Origin of the sequence: Flavobacterium pygoscelis, from assembly GCF_023162025.1 — a bacterium.
In the GTDB taxonomy this organism is placed as follows: Bacteria; Bacteroidota; Bacteroidia; order Flavobacteriales; family Flavobacteriaceae; genus Flavobacterium; species Flavobacterium pygoscelis.
In genome coordinates this window covers 397,025-417,341 of record NZ_JALNUB010000002.1, presented here as the reverse complement: position 1 = coordinate 417,341, position 20,317 = coordinate 397,025, and the positions used below count along the sequence as shown (strand labels likewise).

The 20,317-nt window shown below is 30.6% G+C and carries 22 protein-coding genes; 9 read left to right on the top strand and 13 right to left on the bottom strand.

Features of this window, described 5'->3' with window-relative positions; translation table 11 throughout:
• Nucleotides 1–32: 32 nt before the first annotated feature.
• The 8 genes from MW871_RS04020 to pgi all read left to right on the top strand — a co-directional run bounded on the left by MW871_RS04020 (nucleotide 33) and on the right by pgi (nucleotide 8,141).
• Nucleotides 33–191, top strand: a complete 159-nt coding sequence (locus MW871_RS04020; protein ID WP_188051487.1) for a hypothetical protein — start codon at nucleotides 33–35, stop codon at nucleotides 189–191.
• 117 nt (nucleotides 192–308) lie between these two features.
• Nucleotides 309–767 carry an RpiB/LacA/LacB family sugar-phosphate isomerase gene (locus tag MW871_RS04015; RefSeq protein WP_248427643.1) on the top strand — a complete coding sequence of 153 codons (459 nt, stop codon included), beginning with the start codon at nucleotides 309–311 and terminating at the stop codon, nucleotides 765–767.
• 207 nt (nucleotides 768–974) lie between these two features.
• Nucleotides 975–2,066: a transaldolase gene (gene tal, locus MW871_RS04010; protein WP_248427642.1), complete on the top strand. Its 1,092-nt coding sequence runs from the start codon at nucleotides 975–977 to the stop codon at nucleotides 2,064–2,066.
• Nucleotides 2,067–2,070: 4 nt separating this feature from the next.
• A complete protein-coding gene (locus MW871_RS04005; RefSeq protein WP_248427641.1) occupies nucleotides 2,071–2,694 on the top strand; it encodes an HAD family hydrolase in 624 nt (207 codons plus the stop codon).
• Between the two features lie 7 nt (nucleotides 2,695–2,701).
• The gene (gene gndA / locus MW871_RS04000) at nucleotides 2,702–4,129 is read left to right on the top strand and encodes an NADP-dependent phosphogluconate dehydrogenase (RefSeq protein WP_248427640.1); all 1,428 of its coding nucleotides are present in this window, start codon (nucleotides 2,702–2,704) and stop codon (nucleotides 4,127–4,129) included.
• 45 nt (nucleotides 4,130–4,174) lie between these two features.
• Nucleotides 4,175–5,695: a glucose-6-phosphate dehydrogenase gene (gene zwf / locus MW871_RS03995; RefSeq protein ID WP_210646761.1), complete on the top strand. Its 1,521-nt coding sequence runs from the start codon at nucleotides 4,175–4,177 to the stop codon at nucleotides 5,693–5,695.
• Nucleotides 5,696–5,697: 2 nt separating this feature from the next.
• On the top strand, nucleotides 5,698–6,426 hold the full coding sequence (gene pgl, locus MW871_RS03990; protein ID WP_188051481.1) for a 6-phosphogluconolactonase: 729 nt from the start codon (nucleotides 5,698–5,700) through the stop codon (nucleotides 6,424–6,426).
• A 65-nt stretch (nucleotides 6,427–6,491) separates the two neighbouring features.
• Complete coding sequence (gene pgi, locus MW871_RS03985; protein ID WP_188051480.1) at nucleotides 6,492–8,141, top strand: glucose-6-phosphate isomerase; 1,650 nt, start codon at nucleotides 6,492–6,494, stop codon at nucleotides 8,139–8,141.
• 149 nt (nucleotides 8,142–8,290) lie between these two features.
• Here the strand turns inward: pgi and MW871_RS03980 are convergent, their stop codons facing one another.
• The 4 genes from MW871_RS03980 to MW871_RS03965 all read right to left on the bottom strand — a co-directional run bounded on the left by MW871_RS03980 (nucleotide 8,291) and on the right by MW871_RS03965 (nucleotide 11,847).
• Nucleotides 8,291–8,812, bottom strand: a complete 522-nt coding sequence (locus MW871_RS03980; protein WP_188051479.1) for a c-type cytochrome — start codon at nucleotides 8,810–8,812, stop codon at nucleotides 8,291–8,293.
• A 136-nt stretch (nucleotides 8,813–8,948) separates the two neighbouring features.
• Nucleotides 8,949–10,040: a glycoside hydrolase family 130 protein gene (locus tag MW871_RS03975; protein WP_210646757.1), complete on the bottom strand. Its 1,092-nt coding sequence runs from the start codon at nucleotides 10,038–10,040 to the stop codon at nucleotides 8,949–8,951.
• A 14-nt stretch (nucleotides 10,041–10,054) separates the two neighbouring features.
• Entirely contained in the window at nucleotides 10,055–10,807 is a 753-nt protein-coding gene (locus MW871_RS03970; RefSeq protein ID WP_248427639.1) for an HAD-IIB family hydrolase, read from the bottom strand.
• 44 nt (nucleotides 10,808–10,851) lie between these two features.
• Entirely contained in the window at nucleotides 10,852–11,847 is a 996-nt protein-coding gene (locus MW871_RS03965) for a type I phosphomannose isomerase catalytic subunit (RefSeq protein WP_248427638.1), read from the bottom strand.
• A gap of 540 nt (nucleotides 11,848–12,387) precedes the next feature.
• On the opposite strand from MW871_RS03965, the gene MW871_RS03960 reads away from it, so the two are divergent.
• Nucleotides 12,388–13,446, top strand: a complete 1,059-nt coding sequence (locus tag MW871_RS03960) for an alpha/beta fold hydrolase (RefSeq protein ID WP_248427637.1) — start codon at nucleotides 12,388–12,390, stop codon at nucleotides 13,444–13,446.
• Between the two features lie 271 nt (nucleotides 13,447–13,717).
• On the opposite strand, the gene MW871_RS03955 is transcribed toward MW871_RS03960, so the two are convergent.
• The 9 genes from MW871_RS03955 to MW871_RS03915 all read right to left on the bottom strand — a co-directional run bounded on the left by MW871_RS03955 (nucleotide 13,718) and on the right by MW871_RS03915 (nucleotide 20,304).
• A complete protein-coding gene (locus tag MW871_RS03955; RefSeq protein ID WP_188051475.1) occupies nucleotides 13,718–14,239 on the bottom strand; it encodes a hypothetical protein in 522 nt (173 codons plus the stop codon).
• Nucleotides 14,240–14,454: 215 nt separating this feature from the next.
• On the bottom strand, nucleotides 14,455–15,036 hold the full coding sequence (locus tag MW871_RS03950; protein ID WP_248427636.1) for a hypothetical protein: 582 nt from the start codon (nucleotides 15,034–15,036) through the stop codon (nucleotides 14,455–14,457).
• 60 nt (nucleotides 15,037–15,096) lie between these two features.
• Nucleotides 15,097–15,912: an alpha/beta hydrolase gene (locus tag MW871_RS03945; protein ID WP_248427635.1), complete on the bottom strand. Its 816-nt coding sequence runs from the start codon at nucleotides 15,910–15,912 to the stop codon at nucleotides 15,097–15,099.
• Between the two features lie 47 nt (nucleotides 15,913–15,959).
• Nucleotides 15,960–16,625: an MraY family glycosyltransferase gene (locus MW871_RS03940; RefSeq protein ID WP_248427634.1), complete on the bottom strand. Its 666-nt coding sequence runs from the start codon at nucleotides 16,623–16,625 to the stop codon at nucleotides 15,960–15,962.
• A 692-nt stretch (nucleotides 16,626–17,317) separates the two neighbouring features.
• Nucleotides 17,318–17,677 (bottom strand): DKNYY domain-containing protein, encoded by a 360-nt coding sequence (locus MW871_RS03935; RefSeq protein ID WP_427854625.1) that lies wholly within the window; start codon nucleotides 17,675–17,677, stop codon nucleotides 17,318–17,320.
• Nucleotides 17,678–17,831: 154 nt separating this feature from the next.
• Nucleotides 17,832–18,341: a hypothetical protein gene (locus MW871_RS03930; protein WP_248427632.1), complete on the bottom strand. Its 510-nt coding sequence runs from the start codon at nucleotides 18,339–18,341 to the stop codon at nucleotides 17,832–17,834.
• 52 nt (nucleotides 18,342–18,393) lie between these two features.
• Nucleotides 18,394–18,993: a hypothetical protein gene (locus MW871_RS03925; RefSeq protein ID WP_248427631.1), complete on the bottom strand. Its 600-nt coding sequence runs from the start codon at nucleotides 18,991–18,993 to the stop codon at nucleotides 18,394–18,396.
• A complete protein-coding gene (locus tag MW871_RS03920; RefSeq protein WP_248427630.1) occupies nucleotides 18,980–19,453 on the bottom strand; it encodes an RNA polymerase sigma factor in 474 nt (157 codons plus the stop codon). The genes MW871_RS03925 and MW871_RS03920 overlap by 14 nt, the downstream gene beginning before the upstream one ends.
• Nucleotides 19,453–20,304: an alpha/beta fold hydrolase gene (locus tag MW871_RS03915; protein ID WP_248427629.1), complete on the bottom strand. Its 852-nt coding sequence runs from the start codon at nucleotides 20,302–20,304 to the stop codon at nucleotides 19,453–19,455. Before MW871_RS03915 ends, MW871_RS03920 begins: the two co-directional genes overlap by 1 nt.
• Nucleotides 20,305–20,317: the final 13 nt, after the last annotated feature.

Here is a 20,317-nt window from a genome sequence, read left to right as displayed (position 1 = left end):
AATAAAGGGTATAATTATTTAAACATCAGAACATGGAAAGTAATCCTAATGACAAAAAAGATAAAAAAAATCAACCAGTAGAAAAGGAAAGTGGCAATGATAACTTTCCGCAGGAATATGAAGAACAAAGAAGTGAGAACCTTCGGATGGATCCTCAGCCTTTAGAAAATCCTAAAAAAAATGAAACGTAATGATTTAAAAAAAAAAACTAAAATAAATTTTTAATGACTTCAAAATAGAGATTTGATGATTGTTTTTAAAATTAGTTGATCTCAAATAAATAAAAGACAATAAAAGCGCCCAGAAAAATGACTTCACAAAAATATAAAATCGGAATAGCATCAGATCATGGTGGATTTGAACTCAAACAAAAGATTGTATCTTTTTTAAACGAGCAACAATTTGAAGTGAAAGATTTTGGGGCGAAACAATTAAATACGTCCGATGATTATCCCGATTATGTTATTCCGCTTGCAAAAGCTGTTGCCAATGGAGCCGTTTTTAGAGGTATTGCAATTTGTGGAAGCGGAGTTGGTGCATGTATTGCTACGAACAAAGTTTCTGGTGTAAGAGCTGCCTTAATTGGAGATTATTTTTCAGCGCATCAAGGGGTAGAAGATGACGATATGAATTTGATTTGTCTAGGTGGTCGTGTTACTGGATATGAAATTGCAAAAGAATTGATTCTAGCTTTTTTGCAGGCAAAATTTATTGGCGCAGAACGGCACTTAAGGCGACTGCATGAAATTGACAAACTAGAAAGATAATTAGCCAAATAGCTGGACCATGATACAAAATCATGTTGAAGAAATCCTATTTTTTTAGCCCCGATAGTAGTGAAAATCCTTTCACTAAAGTTGCTTTTGCAACGGTAGTTAAAGATTGTAGCGGATAGCGGGAAATAGCTTCTAATAGCTAGTAGAACCACTATAGATTGCATTCTATTTTTAAAATATAATTTAAAAAATAAAAAAATGAATCCATTAAATGAAATACGAAATCTTGATCAGAGCATCTGGCTGGATTTACTTGATCGTGAAATTATGAACTCAGGCAAACTAAAAAGCCTAATTGACACTGACGATTTACGCGGACTTACCTCCAATCCCTCTATTTTTGAAAAAGCTATTAGTGGGAGTTCGGATTACGATGAAGATATTACTGAAATTTCAAAAAGGGAAAATGACAATTCGGTTATATTCTTTGATATGGCAATTGCAGATATTCAAAGGGCAGCAGATCTTTTTAAACCTGTTTATGATAAAACGGCAGGCAAAGATGGTTATGTAAGTCTAGAAGTATCGCCTTATTTGGCTTTAGATACGGATGGTACGATTGCGCAAGCGCGTGAACTTTGGAAAAAAGTTAATCGTAAAAATGTAATGATAAAAATACCAGGAACAAAACAAGGATTGCCTGCAATACGGGAATGTTTGCGCGAAGGAATTAATATTAATGTGACGTTGCTTTTTGGTATTCCTCGTTATATAGAAATTACTGAAGCCTTTATGGGCGGATTAGAAGATCGACTTAAAGAAGGGAATTCGATTGAAGGAATTACTTCGGTTGCGAGTTTCTTTTTGAGTCGAATTGATGTGATGGTAGATCCTTTACTAGAGGAAAAAGGATTAGAAAAACGGAAAGGAAAAGTAGCAATTGCCTCCGCCAAAAAAGCTTATCAACTATATCTTAATATGATTTCGAGTGATCGATTTAAAGCTTTGCAAGCAAAAGGAGCAGCTAGTCAACGCATTCTTTTTGCAAGTACTAGCACGAAGGATCCTGCTTTTAGCGATGTTTTATATGTAGAAAATTTGATTGGAAAAGATACTATAAACACGCTTCCTATGGAGACTATTGATGCTTTTAGAGATCACGGAAAGGCAGCGGAAACTTTGATTCAAAATATTGAAGAAGCGGACGCAATTATGGAAGAGTTGAAAAATAAAGGCATCAATATCGATACAATTACGGAAAAACTAGAAGCGGAAGGTATTGAGAAATTCAATCAAGCTTATGAAAAATTGATCAAAAGTATCGATAATCAAAAACGTAAAATTAAATAAATCTATGAGCGATTTTGATCCCAAGAAAATAAAAGTGATCTTTATGGATATTGGTGGCGTATTACTAACTAATGGTTGGGGACATGAATCACGCCAAAAAGCAGCACAAGTTTTTGATTTTGATTATCAAGAAATGGAAATTCTGCATAATTTTATCTATAATGTTTTTGAAATTGGCAGTATTTCTCTTGATGAGTATTTAGACACAGTTTTATTTCATACCGATAGGGATTTCTTAAAAGATGAATTTATAGCATTTATGTATGCCCAATCACAAGAGTTGCCGCAGCTTTTAGAATGGTTGAAAATTTGGAAACAACACACGGTATTGCCCGTATTTGCTCTGAGTAATGAAAGTAGGGAACTAAATGATTTTCGTATTGAGACTTTTCATTTAAGGGAACTTTTTGATGGATTTTTTTCCTCTTGTTACTTAAAAATGAGAAAACCAGATCCACGAATTTTTATTAGAGCCATGGAAATTGCTCAAGTTGCCCCTAATGAATGTCTTTATTTTGATGACCGACCAATGCTAGTAAATGCGGCTAAAAAACTTGGAATGAATACGATTCTTCATCAAGATTTTGAAACAACTAAAAAGATTCTTGAAAATTTTATACAAACATAAAACTAATATGAAATTAGATAACGAAAATGCATTTGGAATGATCGGTCTCGGTACAATGGGTTCTAATCTATTGCAGAACATTGCAGACAACGGATACCATTGTGCTGGTTATGATAATAGCACCGATAAAGTTGAGAGTCTAAATAATTTAAAGAGAGATACAATTCAAGGTTTTTCAGATTTAAAAGCTTTCGCAAGGAGTTTAAAAAGTCCAAGAATAGTAATGATGTTAGTACCTGCGGGAAATATTGTAGATGATGTTATAGATGAGTTGCTTCAAGTTCTAGACCTAGGCGATATTATAATTGATGGTGGAAACTCTCATTTTACAGACACCGAGCGTAGAAATTTATCATTAAAGGAAAAAGGGTATCATTTCATCGGAATGGGTGTTTCTGGAGGTGAAGAAGGAGCTCGTAAAGGGCCGAGTATGATGCCAGGAGGTGATAAAAAAGCCTATGAAATAGTAGTGCCAATTCTTAAGAAAATCGCTGCTCATGTAAATGGAGATGCTACAGTTGCTTACATGGGCGAGCGTTCTGCCGGACATTTTGTAAAAATGGTTCATAACGGAATTGAATATGCATTGATGCAATTGATTTCTGAGACGTATGAAATTTTAAAAAACGGATTGAAATACAGTGATGTAGAAATTCATGATGTATTCAAAAAATGGAATGAAGGCCGATTACAATCCTATTTATTAGATATAACACGTGATATTTTTGCCTATAAACAAGAAGGAAAAACTGATGCTTTGGTGAACGATATTAGCGATCAAGCTAAAGCCAAAGGAACAGGAAAATGGACTTCTCAAGCTGCAATGGATTTAAATTGTCCCATTCCTACCATAGATATTTCAGTTTCTATGCGAGATCTTTCTCATTATAAAGAGTTGAGAGTTAAAGCTTCAAAGATGTATCCAAATAACAACTTGCACTATGATGCTAAAGGGGAGGACTATGTTGATGTGTTAGAGCAAGCTTTCTACTTTTCTATGGTTTCTGCTTATGCGCAAGGAATGCATTTGTTGTTTAAAGCCAATGAAGAATTTAAATATGATTTAAATTTAGATTTAATTGCAAAAATATGGCGTGGAGGTTGTATCATACGATCTGCTTTTCTAGAAGATATTTTTACAGCTTATCAAAAAGAGGCTAAATTAGAACATTTATTTTTAGATGATTCTATTCACAATAACCTAACAAAAAGCATTGCCGGAATTCGCACTATTGTTTCCGATGCTGTTTTGCATGGAATTGCTATACCCGCTTTTTCAACCTCTTTAAGTTACTTTGATAATTTTAGATGTGCCAGTATGCCAACAAATCTTATTCAAGCACAACGGGATTATTTTGGAGCACATACTTATGAGTTGATAGGAAAACAAGGTGTTTTTCATACGATCTGGGAAATAGAAAATAAAGTAGAATAAAGAGATTTATTCTTTTAAAATATAAGTTTTCAATACATTTAAATTATGGGAAAAACGGCTAATAAAAAAGCAAATTCTACTATTTTTATCATATTCGGTGGTACTGGTGATTTGACCAAACGAAAAATTATGCCCGCGCTTTATAATCTTTTTTTAGACGGTTGGTTGCCCGAGAAATTTGCTATCATTGGGACATCGTCAACCAAAATGACGGATGAAAAATACAAAGGCGAATTACTTGCTTCGGTAGATGAATTTTCAAGAAAAGGAAAATCAAAAAAAGAAGAGTGGTCAAAATTTGCCTCCAATATATTTCATCAAGCCGCTGACATTACTGATGCCTCAACGTTTAAACCTTTTGGTGATTATATTGAGAAATTCAAAAAAGATTGGGAAGAGCAAAAGCCTTCAATAGTATATTATTGCGCGGTAGCTCCACACTTTTTTTGTACCATTGCTCATAATATTTCAATTGCAAAATTAGATAACAACCCTGAAACAGCTCGAATTGTTATCGAAAAACCATTTGGCACTGACCTAGAATCGGCAAAGGCACTTAATGCAAAACTGCTAACTTTATTTCAGGAGAATCAGATATATAGAATTGATCATTATTTAGGTAAAGAAGTAGTTCAAAATATAATGGCTTTCCGCTTTGCCAATTCGATTATGGAGCCACTTTGGAACAGAAATCATATCGAAAATGTTCAGATTTCGGTAACGGAACAAATAGGTATTGGCACGCGAGGAAAGTATTTCGAGCAAGCGGGGATTTTGAGAGATATGATCCAGAATCACCTATTACAACTCCTTTGTATCATTGCAATGGAACCGCCAATAAGTTTTGATGCTGATGAGGTTCGCAATCGCAAAGTTGATATTCTAAAATCAATGCGTAAAATTATACCTAGCGAAATTGATTCTATGTCGGCTAGAGGTCAATATGGTCCGGGATGGATAGAAGGTATAAAAGTGATTGGGTATCGTGAAGAGGAAAATGTAGATCCACATTCAAACACAGAAACTTTTGCCGCACTTAAACTTTATGTTGATAATTGGCGCTGGCAAGGTGTACCTTTTTATTTAAGAACAGGTAAAAGACTCTTTAAATCGGCTTCTCAAATTACAATTCAGTTCAAAGAAATTCCTCATAATATTTTCCATTCTGATGAAGGTAACAGCCCTAAAAAAAATCGATTAATTATTAGTATTCAGCCAGATATGGCCATTCAATTTCAGTTGCAAAGCAAAAGTCCAGGTCTCGAAATGAATCTTAATTCAATGAATATGATTTTTGATTATTCGGGTATTCCAAAATCAGAATCTCCAGAAGCTTATGAAACCTTGCTATTAGATATTATATCTGGTGATCAAACGCTCTTTATGCGTGCAGATCAAGTAGAGGAAGCTTGGCAATTGATTATGCCTGTGCTTAATTTTTGGGAAAACAGTAAAACAGCTGATTTTCCAAATTATCCAGCTGATTCTTGGGGGCCAGAAAATGCAGAAGCGCTCATTGCACAAGATGGTTATCATTGGTTTAACCTTCCAGAAAAAAATAAGTAGGAATGATAAGTGCAATAAATGTTTACACGGATATTAATGAACTATTAAATGCTTTGGCAGAGAACATCTGTAGTACTGCACAAGCGGCCATTAGGGAAAGAGGACAATTTAATTTTGTTTTAGCAGGCGGAAATTCTCCAAAGAAATTATACGAATTACTTGCTTCTGAAAAGTTTAGCAATAAGATCGATTGGGATAAAACCTATTTTTTCTTTGGTGATGAGCGTTTTGTTCCGGAAAATGATCCACAAAGAAATTATTTAATGGTAAAAAAGGCTTTATTTGTACCTTTAAAAATTAAAAATTCTAATGTGTTTAATGTTGATACTTCAGAAAGTCCTGAAACAGCAGCATTGCGTTATGATAAATCTATACGATACCATTTTAAAGAAAAAACAGTCGAATTTGATTTTGTTCTTTTAGGCCTCGGTGATAACGCACACACGGCGTCACTTTTTCCTAATACTACCGTATTAGAAGAAACTGATGCAACAATTAAGGCTGTTTATGTAAATGAAGTGAATATGTACCGCATAACTATGACTGCTCCACTTATTAATCAAGCTAGAAATATTGCTTTTTTAGTTTATGGGAAAGACAAAGCGGCTGCAATTTATCATGTTTTAAATGATTCAAAAGGGACAATAAATGAATATCCTGCGCGATTAATTAGTAGTGACAAACATAAAACGCATTGGTATATTGATAGTGAGTCTGCATCAAAATTATAATCATAAAAAAAGTTAGTACTACTGCTTTAAACTATTTCAGAAAATAAATAATAAAATAATTGAATATGTTACCAAAAATTAATCCTACAGAAACCACCGCTTGGAAAGAATTATATAAACATCAATCTGAAATGAATCAGGTTCAGATGAAAGAACTTTTTAAAAATGATCCAAAACGTTTTGATAAAATGTCAGTTGAATTGGATGATATCCTTTTTGATTATTCAAAAAATATTATTAACGAAAAGACATTGGAACTATTATTTCAATTAGCAGACGAATCTCAAGTGAAAGTAGCGAGAGAAGCTATGTTTAGTGGAGAAAAAATAAATTTAAGTGAAAATCGCGCTGTTTTGCATACAGCTTTGCGAAATTTTTCTTCGGAAACTATTACTTTAGATGGTAACGACATAATGCTAGAAGTTCGAGAAGCTCGTGAAAAAATGAAATCCTTCTGTAAAAAAATTCACAGTGGAGAATGGAAAGGATATACTGGAAAAAAAATTAAAAATATCGTTAATATTGGTATTGGTGGAAGTGATCTTGGTCCAGTAATGGTTACCGAAGCATTAAAACCGTATTGGATTGAAGGCATACAAGCATATTTTGTATCTAATGTGGATGGAACTCAAATTGTTGAAACATTAAAAAATTTAGATCCAGAGGAAACACTTTTTACCATTGCATCAAAAACGTTTACTACTCAGGAAACCATGACCAATGCTCATACAGCGCGTGATTGGTTTTTAAAATCAGCACTTGATGAAAAGTTTGTTGCTAAACATTTTATAGCGCTTTCGACAAACGAAAAAGGAGTGAAGGATTTCGGAATCGATCTTGAAAATAGGTTTGTTTTTTGGGATTGGGTAGGAGGTCGTTATAGTATTTGGAGTAGCATTGGACTTTCGATTGCACTTACAATTGGGTATGATAATTTTGAGAAGTTATTGAAAGGTGCTGAAGCTGCAGATCATCATTTTCAAAATGAAGATTTTAAAACTAATATTCCCGTAATTATGGGCTTAGTTGGTATTTGGTACACTAATTTTTTTGGTGCAGAAACAGAAGCTATTTTACCATACGATCAATATATGCATCGTTTTCCAGCTTATTTTCAACAAGGAAATATGGAAAGCAACGGTAAGCACGTAGATAGAAATGGAAAAAAAGTGACCTACAGTACTGGACCCGTAGTTTGGGGTGAACCAGGAACTAATGGGCAACATGCATTTTATCAATTAATACACCAAGGTACACACCTAATTCCATGTGATTTTATTGCTCCTGCTGTAAGTCATAATCCCGTTGGAAAGCATCATCCTATTTTATTATCTAATTTTTTCGCACAAACGGAAGCGCTGATGAATGGAAAAACAGCTGAGGAAGTAGCGAATGAATTAAAAGATTCGAAGATGAGTAAAGCTCAAATTGACGAATTAATTCCGTTTAAAGTATTTGCAGGAAATAAACCAACCAACTCGTTTTTAGTTAAAGAAATGACACCATTTTCTTTAGGCAAACTGATAGCACTTTACGAACATAAAATATTTGTACAGGGAATTATCTGGAATATATTAAGTTTTGATCAATGGGGAGTTGAGCTGGGCAAACAATTAGCATCAAAAGTGCTTCCAGAACTTAGTAATGAGGATGAAATAAATTCGCACGATGCTTCTACAAATGGATTAATTAATGCTTATAAAAAGTGGAGGTAATATATTGATTTAATAGATTGATTAAGAGGCAAAATCTATATCAAATAACAATGAAAAAAGGATTTTAGATTATTACAACAGTAGTTATTTAAAATCCTTTTTTAATACTATCGATAAAAAAACAGAGTATTTAAATTATATTTATTTTATCAATGTTTTCCCATTTCTTTTAGCATTTTCTCTTTTCTGTTATCTCTATCAGGATTGTATGTTTTGTACATTGTGCTCATTTTTGCTAGATATTTCTCCGGATTTGGAGCTCCACGATGGCACATAACGCAATTTACAACCTGTACCTGAGCTGGCTTTGGGTCCGGAAAATGAGGTTGAAAATAAATTTTATTCAAATCATTGGTCATTTTAATCATGCCGCGAGCGATCTCTTTTTCAATTTTATCATCACTTGCAAAATCTAATTTACTGGAATTGTCTTTTTGCGAAGCATGACAATAGTTACATTTTACGCTTAAGGCATTGGTATAACCGTCCATTAAATAGTCTAAGCTATCTTTAGAAATGTTTTGAGGAAGGACTTTAAGATTTTTCCACTTTGGTTGTGGCTGGTAGCTATTATCTTCTATAGTCTTTGATTTAAAAGCATAAAGGAGCGTGATTAAGAACACAAAACTTAGACTCATTAATAGCGAAAATATTTTTCTTTTATTTTTCATAAGTAATTGATTTTTAAGTTTTAACAGATCTAATTTACAAATAAAAATCACACCATTTATTTAAATTTTTTAATCGATTGAACTTTTAGGTATTACTTATTTTAAAAAGGTTTGCTAACGTAAAATTATATTCTACTTACAAACTCTTCCAATATTTTGGCAATACATCTGGTATTGTCATTTTTGCGACACCTATTCGATTGTCTGCCATTCCGTAATAAACATCAATTCGTTCCGGCTGACCAATATCGTCCCTTCGATCTGTTCCTGTAGGAAAAACTACATTACCAACTATTCCAATCGTTTCATCTTCTAATTCTGGAACCAATATAGGCTCAGGAGATCGATAAATTATTTCTTGAGGTGAATTCTCAGACAAAACCATAACTCCAGCAGAATAAGTATATCGTGGCTGATCTTCTGTGCAATCATTATGTTTTCTAACACCGTGGTAAATCATCAACCAACCATGTTTGGTTAAAATGGGTGGCGCACCTGCACCAATTTTTAATTTTTCCCAAGGGTAAACGGGTTGTGCCAAACGATAATGCGAAGTAAATTGAGCGTGTTCTAGACAAGTTTCCTGACCTTCTTTTAGATTAAAATAAGAAATCCATATACTTTCTCTATGTTGATCTATTGAGCGATTATCATCAAGTTTAACCGTTTTCTCTGGAATAGATTCGGGAAATAACGGTCGGTGTAGCATAGCAATCGAAGTATGATTGTGTGGACTAGGAAGATCCGTCGGGAAAAAACTAGCATCTTTATCATCTACATTGTTAAAATCAAGAGGTTTGTATAACGAGAAACAAACCAATCCCAAGCGTTCCCAACTTAAAAGATCTTTCGACTTAGCCATTGCAATTCGCGGTCCATCTGGTCCGTAAGCCGTATAAGTCATTATATAATTTTCTACAGATTTGACATAAGAAATCCTTGGATCTTCACATCCGCCGCCGCCATCAGGACGTTTTTCATAGTCCATCTCCGGTTCTAAAGCAATTCCTAAACGTTCTACTTCAAATGGATCTCCGTCAGCATTAAATTTAACCTTTCCAATTCCAATTCTTGAGTAATTATCCTTTGCTACCAATCTAGGAAAAATGTATAATTCTCCGTCAGGTCCTCTAGTTACAGCGGGATTTAAAACGCCTTCTACTTCGTATTCATTTCCTGCTTCGGGTTCCATGATGGTACAAATGCGGTTAAGTTTAAATGGAATCATTGTATTTTTATTTTTTAAATATTGTTAGTTTCACAAGCAATAATAGTTTCTATTATTCTTTTAGTTTCTTCCGGATCTCTCACTTGAATACACTTGGCACCAGTGCTTCTAGCTGGAAAATCGTTTCCTCCTTCAAATAGTGCATCGCCAATAAATAACATTTCATCAATGCCAATTTTTAAAATTTCTTTGAGTTTTAAAATTCCGTATGCTTTATCGATTCCTGGTTTAGTAATATCTATAGATGTTGTTCCGCCCATTCCTATCGAAAATTCTTTTAAAGATTTCTGAAGCGGAGTAACAATTTTTTTTCGTTTAGCAAAATCATTATCCCATGTTTTTTTTTCTTCAAGTGGCGCTTCTTGTCCCAAAGCAGAAAAGGTGATTTGACTACCGCGATCTTCAATTTGATTTCCCCAAGTTTTTTTAATTTCAATATCTGAATTCTTTATTGCAATGTTTAGGTTAAAAAGGATTTGCTTTCTTTCTTCATCTGTGAATTTTTCCTCATACAATTTAACCCAATTCTTTTTGTATTGATAATATTTTGTTCCGCAAGTGGGCAGAATCGAGAGTTTTGTAAATATGGTGTCTTTTGGTAATTGGTTTATAACTTGTTTTTCAAATTGTGGCCAGTCTCCACCAGAAATTATAGCAACTTGAGTTACCTCTAAAAGCTCCTTAAAAAGAATTGCCATTTCTTTATCTATAGCAGATTTACTTTTAGCCAATGTACCATCCAAATCAAATATTATTAATTTTTTCATTTTTTGAAATCTTACAGATTATAATTTTAAAAAAGTGATATTATTTAATTGAAGTTTTTATCAGGAATAGTGATTTGAAATAAGGTAATTTCATCATTAGGTAAAAGCTCTAATTGACCTATAATTGCTGGTAAAAGCATCACTTCTCCTTTACTAATGTTGTATTCTTGATTGTTATAATTCATACTACCTTTTCCTTCAATACAAACTAAAATAGTAGGAATGTCAATAAAACCAACTTTAAAAACCTCTTTATTTTTGATGCGCCATACTTTAAAGTGATTGTTGTCAAAGAGTATTTCGGAATTTTTAATTGAATTATCAATTACTGGAGTTACAGGACCAATCTCACCTTGATTAAAATTGATGCTTTGAATCGCATTTTCAATCTGAAGATCACGTGGCTTACCCGTTTTTGCATCCAATCGATCCCAATCATACAAACGAAAAGTCACATCACTATTTTCTTGTACTTCAAAAACTACAGTTCCACCAAGCGTATGAACGGTTCCTGATTCAATGAATACTGCATCTTCTTGTTTAGGAATAAAACTATGAAGTCGTTCTGAAACTGATTTATCTTTAATCGATGCTACTAAATTTTCTTTATTTGTACCTGGCTTTAAACCCGCAAAAATCTTACTGTCATCACCTGTTTCTAATACAATCCAAGCTTCTGTTTTTCCAGTATCGCCTTCAGGAAGTAGCTCTTTTTGGTGATCAGAAGGATGCACTTGTACCGATAAAACCTCTTTACAATCTAAAAATTTTAGCAGTAGGGGAAAACGATCGTAATAGAGACCGTTCTTACCCATTATTTCATACCGATACTCTTCCATTAAGGAAGTAATAGTTTTGTTTTTTAAATCGCCTTCTTGCACTAAACTGGAATGGTCTTTACGATCGCTCAATATCCAAGCTTCACCGATGGGCTCATTATCTGGTAATGGTTTTGAAAGTAAATTTTCTAATTTTCGGCCTCCCCAAAGTCGGTATTGATAAATGGGTTCAAATTTTAAAGGATAAATTGGAATTTTCATTTTTATTTTTTTAAGAGTTCTAATAGTAGCATTTCTTAAAACAGATAGAATTAAATCTATTAATTATTGTGATTGTAGTTTTATATCACAACGAAACGAATGTTTTTTTAAAATGCTCGTTGAACTCAAATTTACAAAAAAAATACTGTAGGTAAATTATAACTGTACTGATATATAACGATTTGTATTAATTGTGTAAAATTGATTTCTTTTGAACATCCTTTTTTATAAGTTTAATTTTAAAATCAAAAAATAAAATCTTTTAAATTTTGATTTAAAATTATTCAGGCAAATAGTTTCTTTAATAAAACGCATTATCAAAAAAATAGTAAGGATTAAATGTGCGTATTTTATAAGCTTCAATATGAACTATATAACATATTTTATTTCTATAACTCTTAATTTTACAAGTATGGAATGATCCTAAAAACTTTTTTATTAATTATTAATAAAATGGATCAATCATTAAAATTCAAAAAAAAGTAACTGTTTCCGTATAATGATTCAGTTGATTGTATATTAATTTTTAAATAACAGAGTATGATTGTCGAAAAAGAATTGAACGAAAAGATTTTAAAAATAACTGAAAAAATTAGAAATAATTATCCAGAATTGTTGAAGCATTTAAACGAGCTAACTGAAACGATTCCTACTAAAGAAAATCCTGAAATTAACTTAAGTAAATATTACGACTCATTGGTTAATTTGGTAAAAAAATACGAAGAAAGTCATGCTGATAAAGTAATTGAATCTGTAAAAACTACTGGTGCAACAAGTGCAAATTCAGATCTTATTGAAGAGGTAAATAGTATGTCACTTTCCTATAATTATGCTGGTGAAGGTGAGGTTCCTGTATTGTTTTTGCATGGTTTTCCATTTGATAAATCAATGTGGAAAGAGCAAATAGACAGTTTAAAAGAGTCTTTTTGTACAATAGCTGTTGATATTCGTGGTTTTGGTAAGTCAACTGACGAGGAAACACATTTAGGTATTGATTTGTTTACGGATGATTTAATAGCTTTTATGGACAGGAGAAATATAGAAAAAGCAATTGTCTGTGGATTATCAATGGGCGGTTACATTGCTCTAAATGCTGTAAAAAGATTTCCAGAGCGTTTTGAGGCATTAATTTTAGCCGATACACAATGTACGGCTGACAGTGATGAAGCTAAAGAAAAACGATTGAAAACGGTTGAAGAAATTAAGCAAAAAGGTACATCCGAATTTAATGAGAATTTTATAAAAAGTGTTTTTCATCCTGATTCTTTTCAAAACAAGCGCGAAGTTGTTGAGAGGTTGCGCGATGTAATGGTTTCCAATTCTACAAGATTAATTACTGCTGGTTTAGTGGCTTTGGCAGAGCGTTCAGAATCATGCTCTACTTTAGGAGCTATTGCAATTCCAACACTTATTATTTGCGGTGCTCAAGATCAATTAACACCCGTTGCACAATCACAATTTATGCATGAAAACATCAAAGGTTCTCTTTTAAAAGTTATTGAAGGTGCAGGACACGTTTCTAACTTAGAACAACCAGAAGAATTTAATAAGCATTTAAATAGTTTTTTAAAAACGGTGAAAGATAAAAGACAGGCTTAATAAATAATTATAAAAAATACAAAAGCCCAACTACTTAAAATTTTAATAGTTGGGCTTTTAATTAATGAAATAATAGTTTTCTATTACATTAAAATAATGCAATCCATCCTCTTTTAGCATTTCTTAGTTTTCTAGCTTAGGATATAAAAATGCTTACTCTACATTACATTTTTAGAAAAACATTATAGATCATTTTTCTATATTCTATTTAAAGTTTAAAATAGAAATTATAATAATTGGTTATTAATCTTATAGTAATGAGTGAAACGTATTAATATAATTCAACATATTTTAGCGTACTATTTTCAATAATAAAATCGACTGCTATTTTTACTTTTTTAGAGTCGGTTAATGTTATTATTTTTTTGATTTTCTTTTGATTTTCTTCAATCATACAAATTTTGAAACTTTTAATTGAAACATTTAAATCGGGTTCCCATTTATGAAACACATCAATTTTATAGGAATAAGCATAGTTTGTAGAAAGTTTTCCCTTTACTATCGAAATGCAATCAAATCCAATAATGGGAATTAATTTTTTGTAGATTGGTTTACCAAATAAAAAAATGCCGCTATATAAATTCTCATCAATTATAATAAGCCCTTTTTTAGTAAATAAAATGGCAATAAAGAGTAAAGAGAATAAAAATAAAAAACATTCTATAAGGATATAACTACCAAAATCTAATGAATAGAGCATTGCAAGTAAAGTTATAACAAAACAAAATGTCAAAATGATCAAATTTTGAAATTGCATATAATCTAAACTTTTTTCTAAAACAGCTTTCTTCATTAAAGTTTTTGGAATATGTTCAAGGAAATAAGAATACTTTTTTGGTAAATAAAAGCTTTGAATTTTTCTATATTGTTTATAACTTATCTTATTGGCGCTACACGATGGTTGCGACTTTGTAACAGGTTATTTTCTGCTTAACGAATATATGACAATAAACGTTAATTACACTAAATTCGCAACTATTGTGTAATGGCTGTTACCAGCAGTTACTTCTATTTATTGCTATTTCGTTGTCTGTCAGTTTCAAACATTAAAAGCTCAATTGCACGCATAGATGAAATCTCATATTTAAAATTTTTTTGAACTTTGTTATGAAGTATTTGATAATCATTATGCTTTTGAATTTCATTTAAAGCATTTAAATAATTTACATAAGCTTTTGACTTATCAATTCCATATGAAGATTTTTTTCCAGTTAAATATCTGAAAATTCGACTATCCCAAATTGCATAAACTTCAGGATTTATAAAATGCAATAATTTTGAAGTTCCCACAATAGAATTATTAATGCATTTTTTAATTATATCCAATTGGTTCTCTGTAAGTAAACTTCCAGATTTTGCTTTATTCAAATAATCTAAAACTTTTTCGATTTCGTTAATATCTAGATGAATGATTGTAGGCATCCAGCCATAAACAAAGTGACTTCCAATTATTAAATTATGTTTTTCAATTACGTCAATATTATCAAAGTAATTTTTAAACTCATTATATGATTGAAGATAAGAATCATTTTCATTAAGCATGAGATTTTCAGCATCTCTCAATAGATTTTCAAAGCTTAGATTTTTCATTAAATAGGTGTTATTTTTGGCGTAATTGCCAGTAACTAGTATATTACTAATTAAAAGAATTTATTTTTTACCAAACGTCCATTTTAGTGCTTTTACTTTTGTGGATCTAAAAATAGTATTGTGTTGCTCGTTAGCCTCAAATGAATATTCCCAGTTTAAGTTAGAAATTTTTTCATTCTTGAAAATTTCAGCTAATTCTTTTGTAAAAGGAGCTATTGTTTCTTCTTTTGAACTAGCAAACCAAATCTTTTTTTCGGTTTTTGGAAAGTTTTTTAAATGTTCTTTTGCGGTTTTTACTAAGTAATCATTATTCCACCATAATGAGGGATCAAATGCGATATAATTATCGAACATTTCTGGTTTTACAAAAAATGTTTCTACGACAAAAAGTCCTGATAATGATTCTCCTATTATACTTCTATGATTCGTTGTTCTGTATCTTTTGTTTATTTCAGGAAAAAGTTCTTGCTCTATAAATGCTCTAAATTTGGTAGAACCACCAACAATTGGCGCAATTTCTTTATCTTTTGCAACAGCAGTAAATCCAGTTAAATCTCTTCTGCGTTGTGTATTTGCAATTCCAACTAATAGCATTGGAGGAATGCTTTTTGATTGAATAAGGGCCGCAATTGTATTAGCAATATGTGGAAAATCTTCGTCGATAATTCCACCGTCAGCCATATATAGTACGGGTAAAGAATCTGTGTTAGTTTTATATTCTGGAGGTGTCCAAACATTAATGGTTCTTTTTTCTCCAACCTCTTTAGATTGTATTGTAAATTCGTCATGAACAGGAATTGAATCCTTATTTTCCTTAGAATTTGTACAACTTATAAAAACTAAGGATAGTATAACGGTGTAAAAAATTAATTTCATGGTTTTTATTTTATAGATGATTTGTTATTAAACTTTAACACTATTTCTTATTCTCTTGCCTTTTCTATTTTTTTTATGTAATCGTAACCCAGTATTCCTTTGCTTAAGGTTATCAGTACAATTTGATTTTGGGTTATAGAATTATAAAAATCTTTGCTTATATCTACACTTTCATCAGTATTATAATTCGTTTTAAAATTGATATAATATGATTTACCATATTTATCATTTCTAATATCTTTAGAATAGATTTCTATTAGTTGTTTTCTTTCTTTTTCATAACTTATATTTTTGTTGATCATCACTCCGATGGCAGGAATTAATAGACTAAAACAAATATTTATAGCTATAATATTCTCAAGTTTTTTATCATTTTTGAAATTGTAAAATTGACTCAACGTTAAAATGGTAATTAAGCTAAATAGTATACTAATAAAGGCTAATTTCCAAAATAAAAAATATCCTTCTATCGTAAAATCATAATCTCTAAAAGAAAATATAATCGGAACGAGTCCAATAAAGAGGATTGACTGTATATTGATATCTTTTTTTGGAGTGATAGTATATTTATAAATTATTTTTAAAGAAAGATCGCAAAAATAATACGATAGCATCATAAAAGTTGGTACTGAAATAAACATATATCCATGATCTTCTATCGAAAAATAGAGAACAGTCAATGATATTGCAATAAGTATTAAATTTTTAATCATAATTTAGGGTTAGATTTAAAAATAAGAATAGTTTATTTTCATCTCGGCAAACGGCTGTTATGGCCTGTATTTTACGTTCTACTTATCTTTCTGTTTACAATTTATTCTTTCTGTTACTTTGAACATTTTGTCAGTTTTAGAAGGTTTTGAATAATCGTAACGGAAAACCTTTTCAACATTGCAATTACAATTTTTGTTTGTCAATGAAACTCTAATAATTCTATATTCTCCTAACCAATTTGAATGTCTAATATTATTTATAGTAAATCCCTTTAGTTTTAGTTTTTCCACTATTTCAATTCTTTCATTTTTGTCCTCTACATATGATTCAATTTTATCATATTTATCAACAAATATTAGAGGTTCATAGTCGCAAAAATCTTTTTTGTCAAAATCAAATGTCTTATAACTTGTTTTTTTAAATTCATCTTCATTAATAAAACCAAATTCGTAATTGTAATTTTTATCCTTTCCTTCAAAACTACTGATAATTTTAAAAGTTTCAATGTTAGCGCCAAATACAATTTGATTTTTATTAATTATATATTTTTTTGTTTTTCCCCAATCATCATCAAGCGGAATAAATTTATTTATATCATCAATACTTATAGTATCATTTCCGTGAATTAATATATTACCAGCCTTTGCCCATGGATATTTTAATAAATTTATTTTATTAGGATTTATTCCTTTTATGAGGCAATTATTAAGATTGTCATAAAATCCAAAAAATAAGCTGAATCTTTATCTCTGAAAATATAGTTTCCAATAAACTGAAATGTTTTTGGGTCAATATTTTTAATAATTTCTCCGTTTATAAACAAGTGGTTTTTGTCTTTTCCAAATTCGAAGTCACAATCACAGTCAAAATTCAATTCTTGGAATGTCTTTGCGTCAGCTTGTTTAATTAATTGCTTTCCTTGTCCGCTTCCTTCATTCCAATATTCGTAGTAAACTTTACCATTTTCAATTTTGTATCCACGTCTGCAACTAGTTAAAATCGAAATTGTGAAAACTATAATTATTATTTGTCTTACTGTCATTTTTTCGATTTTTCTTGTAGTTTTCGCTAACGTTTTTGCTCTACAAGATGTTTTGGATTAAAGACGGGAGATTTTTCCATTATATACAAGTTTTTCAAGTACAGAACTATCTTTAAATTGAGCCTAAAAACTAAACATATTGTAAAGGCTATATGCAGTTTTTTTATAATATTTTTGTTTCGAAATATTTAATGATTAAAGCAATACATAATGCAATAATCAATAAAATTAGATTCTTTTTTTTATTTTGAAATTTTAATAGTTCTACTAATATATTTTTTAACTTTTTAAAATCAAAGAATATTATAATTAATACTAAAACTTGGTAGAATATTGCGGAATTTAATGCTGTTACTTCATAAACGAAATCTTGAATAATTACATTTGAAAGTATAACTGTTAAAAGTATACAACCTAAAATTCTTGTGCGGTAAAATAGTAAAGTAATTCCACCAATAATTTCAAAAACACCAATAATAATTGGATAAGTTAAGGAGTATGAATAAAAACTCCACATAAGTTTATGACCTTGGGATAGATTGATATTTGTTGAACTTGTAAAATTAGCAAATTGGAAAGGTTTTGCAATTCCATATATAATCATTGAAATTGAAACAATAAAAATTATAGTCCAATATATTATATATTTTAAATTTTCTTTTATATTCTCCATTTTTTTATAATTGCACCTAACGTTTTGCCAAACGGTTGTTAGCGCTAAACCTTTATTCTTTTTCGTTTAGCTGTTTGTTTACAGTTTCAAATTTACTTATTAATTCGTCAAGTTTTATTTGTTGTTTTTTGATGATTTTTGGTCTGATATAAAACCAATTAAATCCAATCCACGTTAATGTAATAAAATATGCAAAAATAGCCCAGCCAGTCGTCATTATTGAACTGTATTCGTACATATACAAACAAATGCCAAGTGATAATGTTATAAAATAGAAACTTAACATTGTTGTTTGCATATATTTTTGTTTAGTTTTTAATTCAGATAAACTTTGTAGATATTCATTATTGTTTTTAGTGTTGTCAATTTTATTAAAAACAGAAAATAGTTTATTGTTAGAAAACACAAATACAACCATTGCTAAAATAGTCAAAACAATTCCGATCTTTGTAGTTATAAATTGTGGTTCATAATAATACCAAATAAAAATAATAAATCCACTTGTTGCAAGAAGTAAAATATTAAAAATAATAAGTTTTTGTAAACTTGACTTTTTAAATTGTTTTAATTTGTTCAATAATTCTTCAATATTAGGTTGATTCACTTTTTGTTGTTGCCAAATAGTTGCGAAGTCTATATTATTGTTGTCCATTTTCTTTAAATTTTTGCATTAATTTTTCTTTTATTCTATGAATTTTCACTCTTACATTTGCTTCTGAAAGACCAACGATGTTAGCTATTTCGGCTTGTTTTATTTCCTCTAATTCTAAAGAAATAATGATACGTTCCGTTTCAGGCAATTCAGAAATAAATTTGTAAAGTATTTGAATTTTGGGTTCAATAGACTCTTGGTTTTCTTCTTTTAAATTTATGGGCAATTCGGTTTTTATGATTCTTTTTTCTTTTTCAATTTGTCGTAAACAATTATTGGAAGCGATTCTAAATATCCAAGTTCCAATATTAGATTCATTTCTGAATTTTGGTAATTGTTGCCATACAATTATAAAAGTTTCCTGTGCTAAATCTTGAGCAATATCATTATCATTTACATAACCCATACACAAACGAAATATTTTTTGCCAATACGTATTATATATCTCTTCAAATATCATTATTTCGTTGTTAAGAATTTTTTTAATTGTGCATAATACCATTCGCTATCATCGTACATTATGAAATGCAATCCTTTATTAGCATATTGTAAATTGGCTGTTTTTAAATTTTTGTATTGTTCCTCAATACTTGGTTTTATATTTACAAAGTAAGATTCTAATAAAATTAAATTGGGGCATTTTATATTTTTAATTTTCTCTCTCAAATCGGTATTCCAAAAATCGCAGTACATTTCTGCAAATGTTTTTCGATCTGATTTCACGCTCCAACTTACCACTTTTTCTTGCATTGTTGAATCTACTAAAAGTCTTGGAATAGACAATTTTTGCATTTTGTAGAATTGTTCATCTGTCATTGCAGTAATTTGGTTTGCAGCTGCAGAACAGTCATTTTTTTCTTTTGATTTAAAACTTGGATTTGATAATGCTTGCAAACAAGGAAGTGCATCCACTACAATTATTTTGCTTATTAAATCAGGATAATCTGAAGCAATAGCCAATGCTAAACCACCACCCATACTGTGTCCAATTAGAATAGGACTTATGATTTTGTTATCTTTAATAAAATCTACAATTGAATTTTCCCAATTTTTAAAGGTTGAATTATTTTGTGGTTCTACACCTGCAAAACCTGCCATTGTTAAAGTATAACAAATGTATTCTTTTTCAAATTCTGTTTTTGTCTCATTCCAAACCTCGCCCGAACTAGCAAAACCTGGTATGAAAATAATAGCTTGTTTTCCTTGTCCATTTTTTTGAATTTCAAAAAAATACGTTTTATTCTGTCCAAAGACATTTAAGCTTAAGACTGTAAATAAGAGTGTGATAATTGTAATTTTGTACTTGTTCATTTTTCTAAAATTT

Coding starts and splice junctions, on each gene's coding strand:
- MW871_RS03945 (WP_248427635.1), bottom strand. CDS start 15,912: ATGAAATTAATTTTTTACACCGTTATACTATCCTTAGTTTTTATAAGT.
- tal (WP_248427642.1), top strand. CDS start 975: ATGAATCCATTAAATGAAATACGAAATCTTGATCAGAGCATCTGGCTG.
- MW871_RS03960 (WP_248427637.1), top strand. CDS start 12,388: ATGATTGTCGAAAAAGAATTGAACGAAAAGATTTTAAAAATAACTGAA.
- zwf (WP_210646761.1), top strand. CDS start 4,175: ATGGGAAAAACGGCTAATAAAAAAGCAAATTCTACTATTTTTATCATA.
- MW871_RS03915 (WP_248427629.1), bottom strand. CDS start 20,304: ATGAACAAGTACAAAATTACAATTATCACACTCTTATTTACAGTCTTA.
- gndA (WP_248427640.1), top strand. CDS start 2,702: ATGAAATTAGATAACGAAAATGCATTTGGAATGATCGGTCTCGGTACA.
- MW871_RS03970 (WP_248427639.1), bottom strand. CDS start 10,807: ATGAAAAAATTAATAATATTTGATTTGGATGGTACATTGGCTAAAAGT.
- MW871_RS04005 (WP_248427641.1), top strand. CDS start 2,071: ATGAGCGATTTTGATCCCAAGAAAATAAAAGTGATCTTTATGGATATT.
- pgl (WP_188051481.1), top strand. CDS start 5,698: ATGATAAGTGCAATAAATGTTTACACGGATATTAATGAACTATTAAAT.
- MW871_RS03930 (WP_248427632.1), bottom strand. CDS start 18,341: ATGGAGAATATAAAAGAAAATTTAAAATATATAATATATTGGACTATA.
- MW871_RS03925 (WP_248427631.1), bottom strand. CDS start 18,993: ATGGACAACAATAATATAGACTTCGCAACTATTTGGCAACAACAAAAA.
- MW871_RS03940 (WP_248427634.1), bottom strand. CDS start 16,625: ATGATTAAAAATTTAATACTTATTGCAATATCATTGACTGTTCTCTAT.
- MW871_RS03975 (WP_210646757.1), bottom strand. CDS start 10,040: ATGATTCCATTTAAACTTAACCGCATTTGTACCATCATGGAACCCGAA.
- MW871_RS03920 (WP_248427630.1), bottom strand. CDS start 19,453: ATGATATTTGAAGAGATATATAATACGTATTGGCAAAAAATATTTCGT.
- MW871_RS04015 (WP_248427643.1), top strand. CDS start 309: ATGACTTCACAAAAATATAAAATCGGAATAGCATCAGATCATGGTGGA.
- MW871_RS03980 (WP_188051479.1), bottom strand. CDS start 8,812: ATGAAAAATAAAAGAAAAATATTTTCGCTATTAATGAGTCTAAGTTTT.
- pgi (WP_188051480.1), top strand. CDS start 6,492: ATGTTACCAAAAATTAATCCTACAGAAACCACCGCTTGGAAAGAATTA.
- MW871_RS03955 (WP_188051475.1), bottom strand. CDS start 14,239: ATGAAGAAAGCTGTTTTAGAAAAAAGTTTAGATTATATGCAATTTCAA.
- MW871_RS04020 (WP_188051487.1), top strand. CDS start 33: ATGGAAAGTAATCCTAATGACAAAAAAGATAAAAAAAATCAACCAGTA.
- MW871_RS03965 (WP_248427638.1), bottom strand. CDS start 11,847: ATGAAAATTCCAATTTATCCTTTAAAATTTGAACCCATTTATCAATAC.
- MW871_RS03950 (WP_248427636.1), bottom strand. CDS start 15,036: ATGAAAAATCTAAGCTTTGAAAATCTATTGAGAGATGCTGAAAATCTC.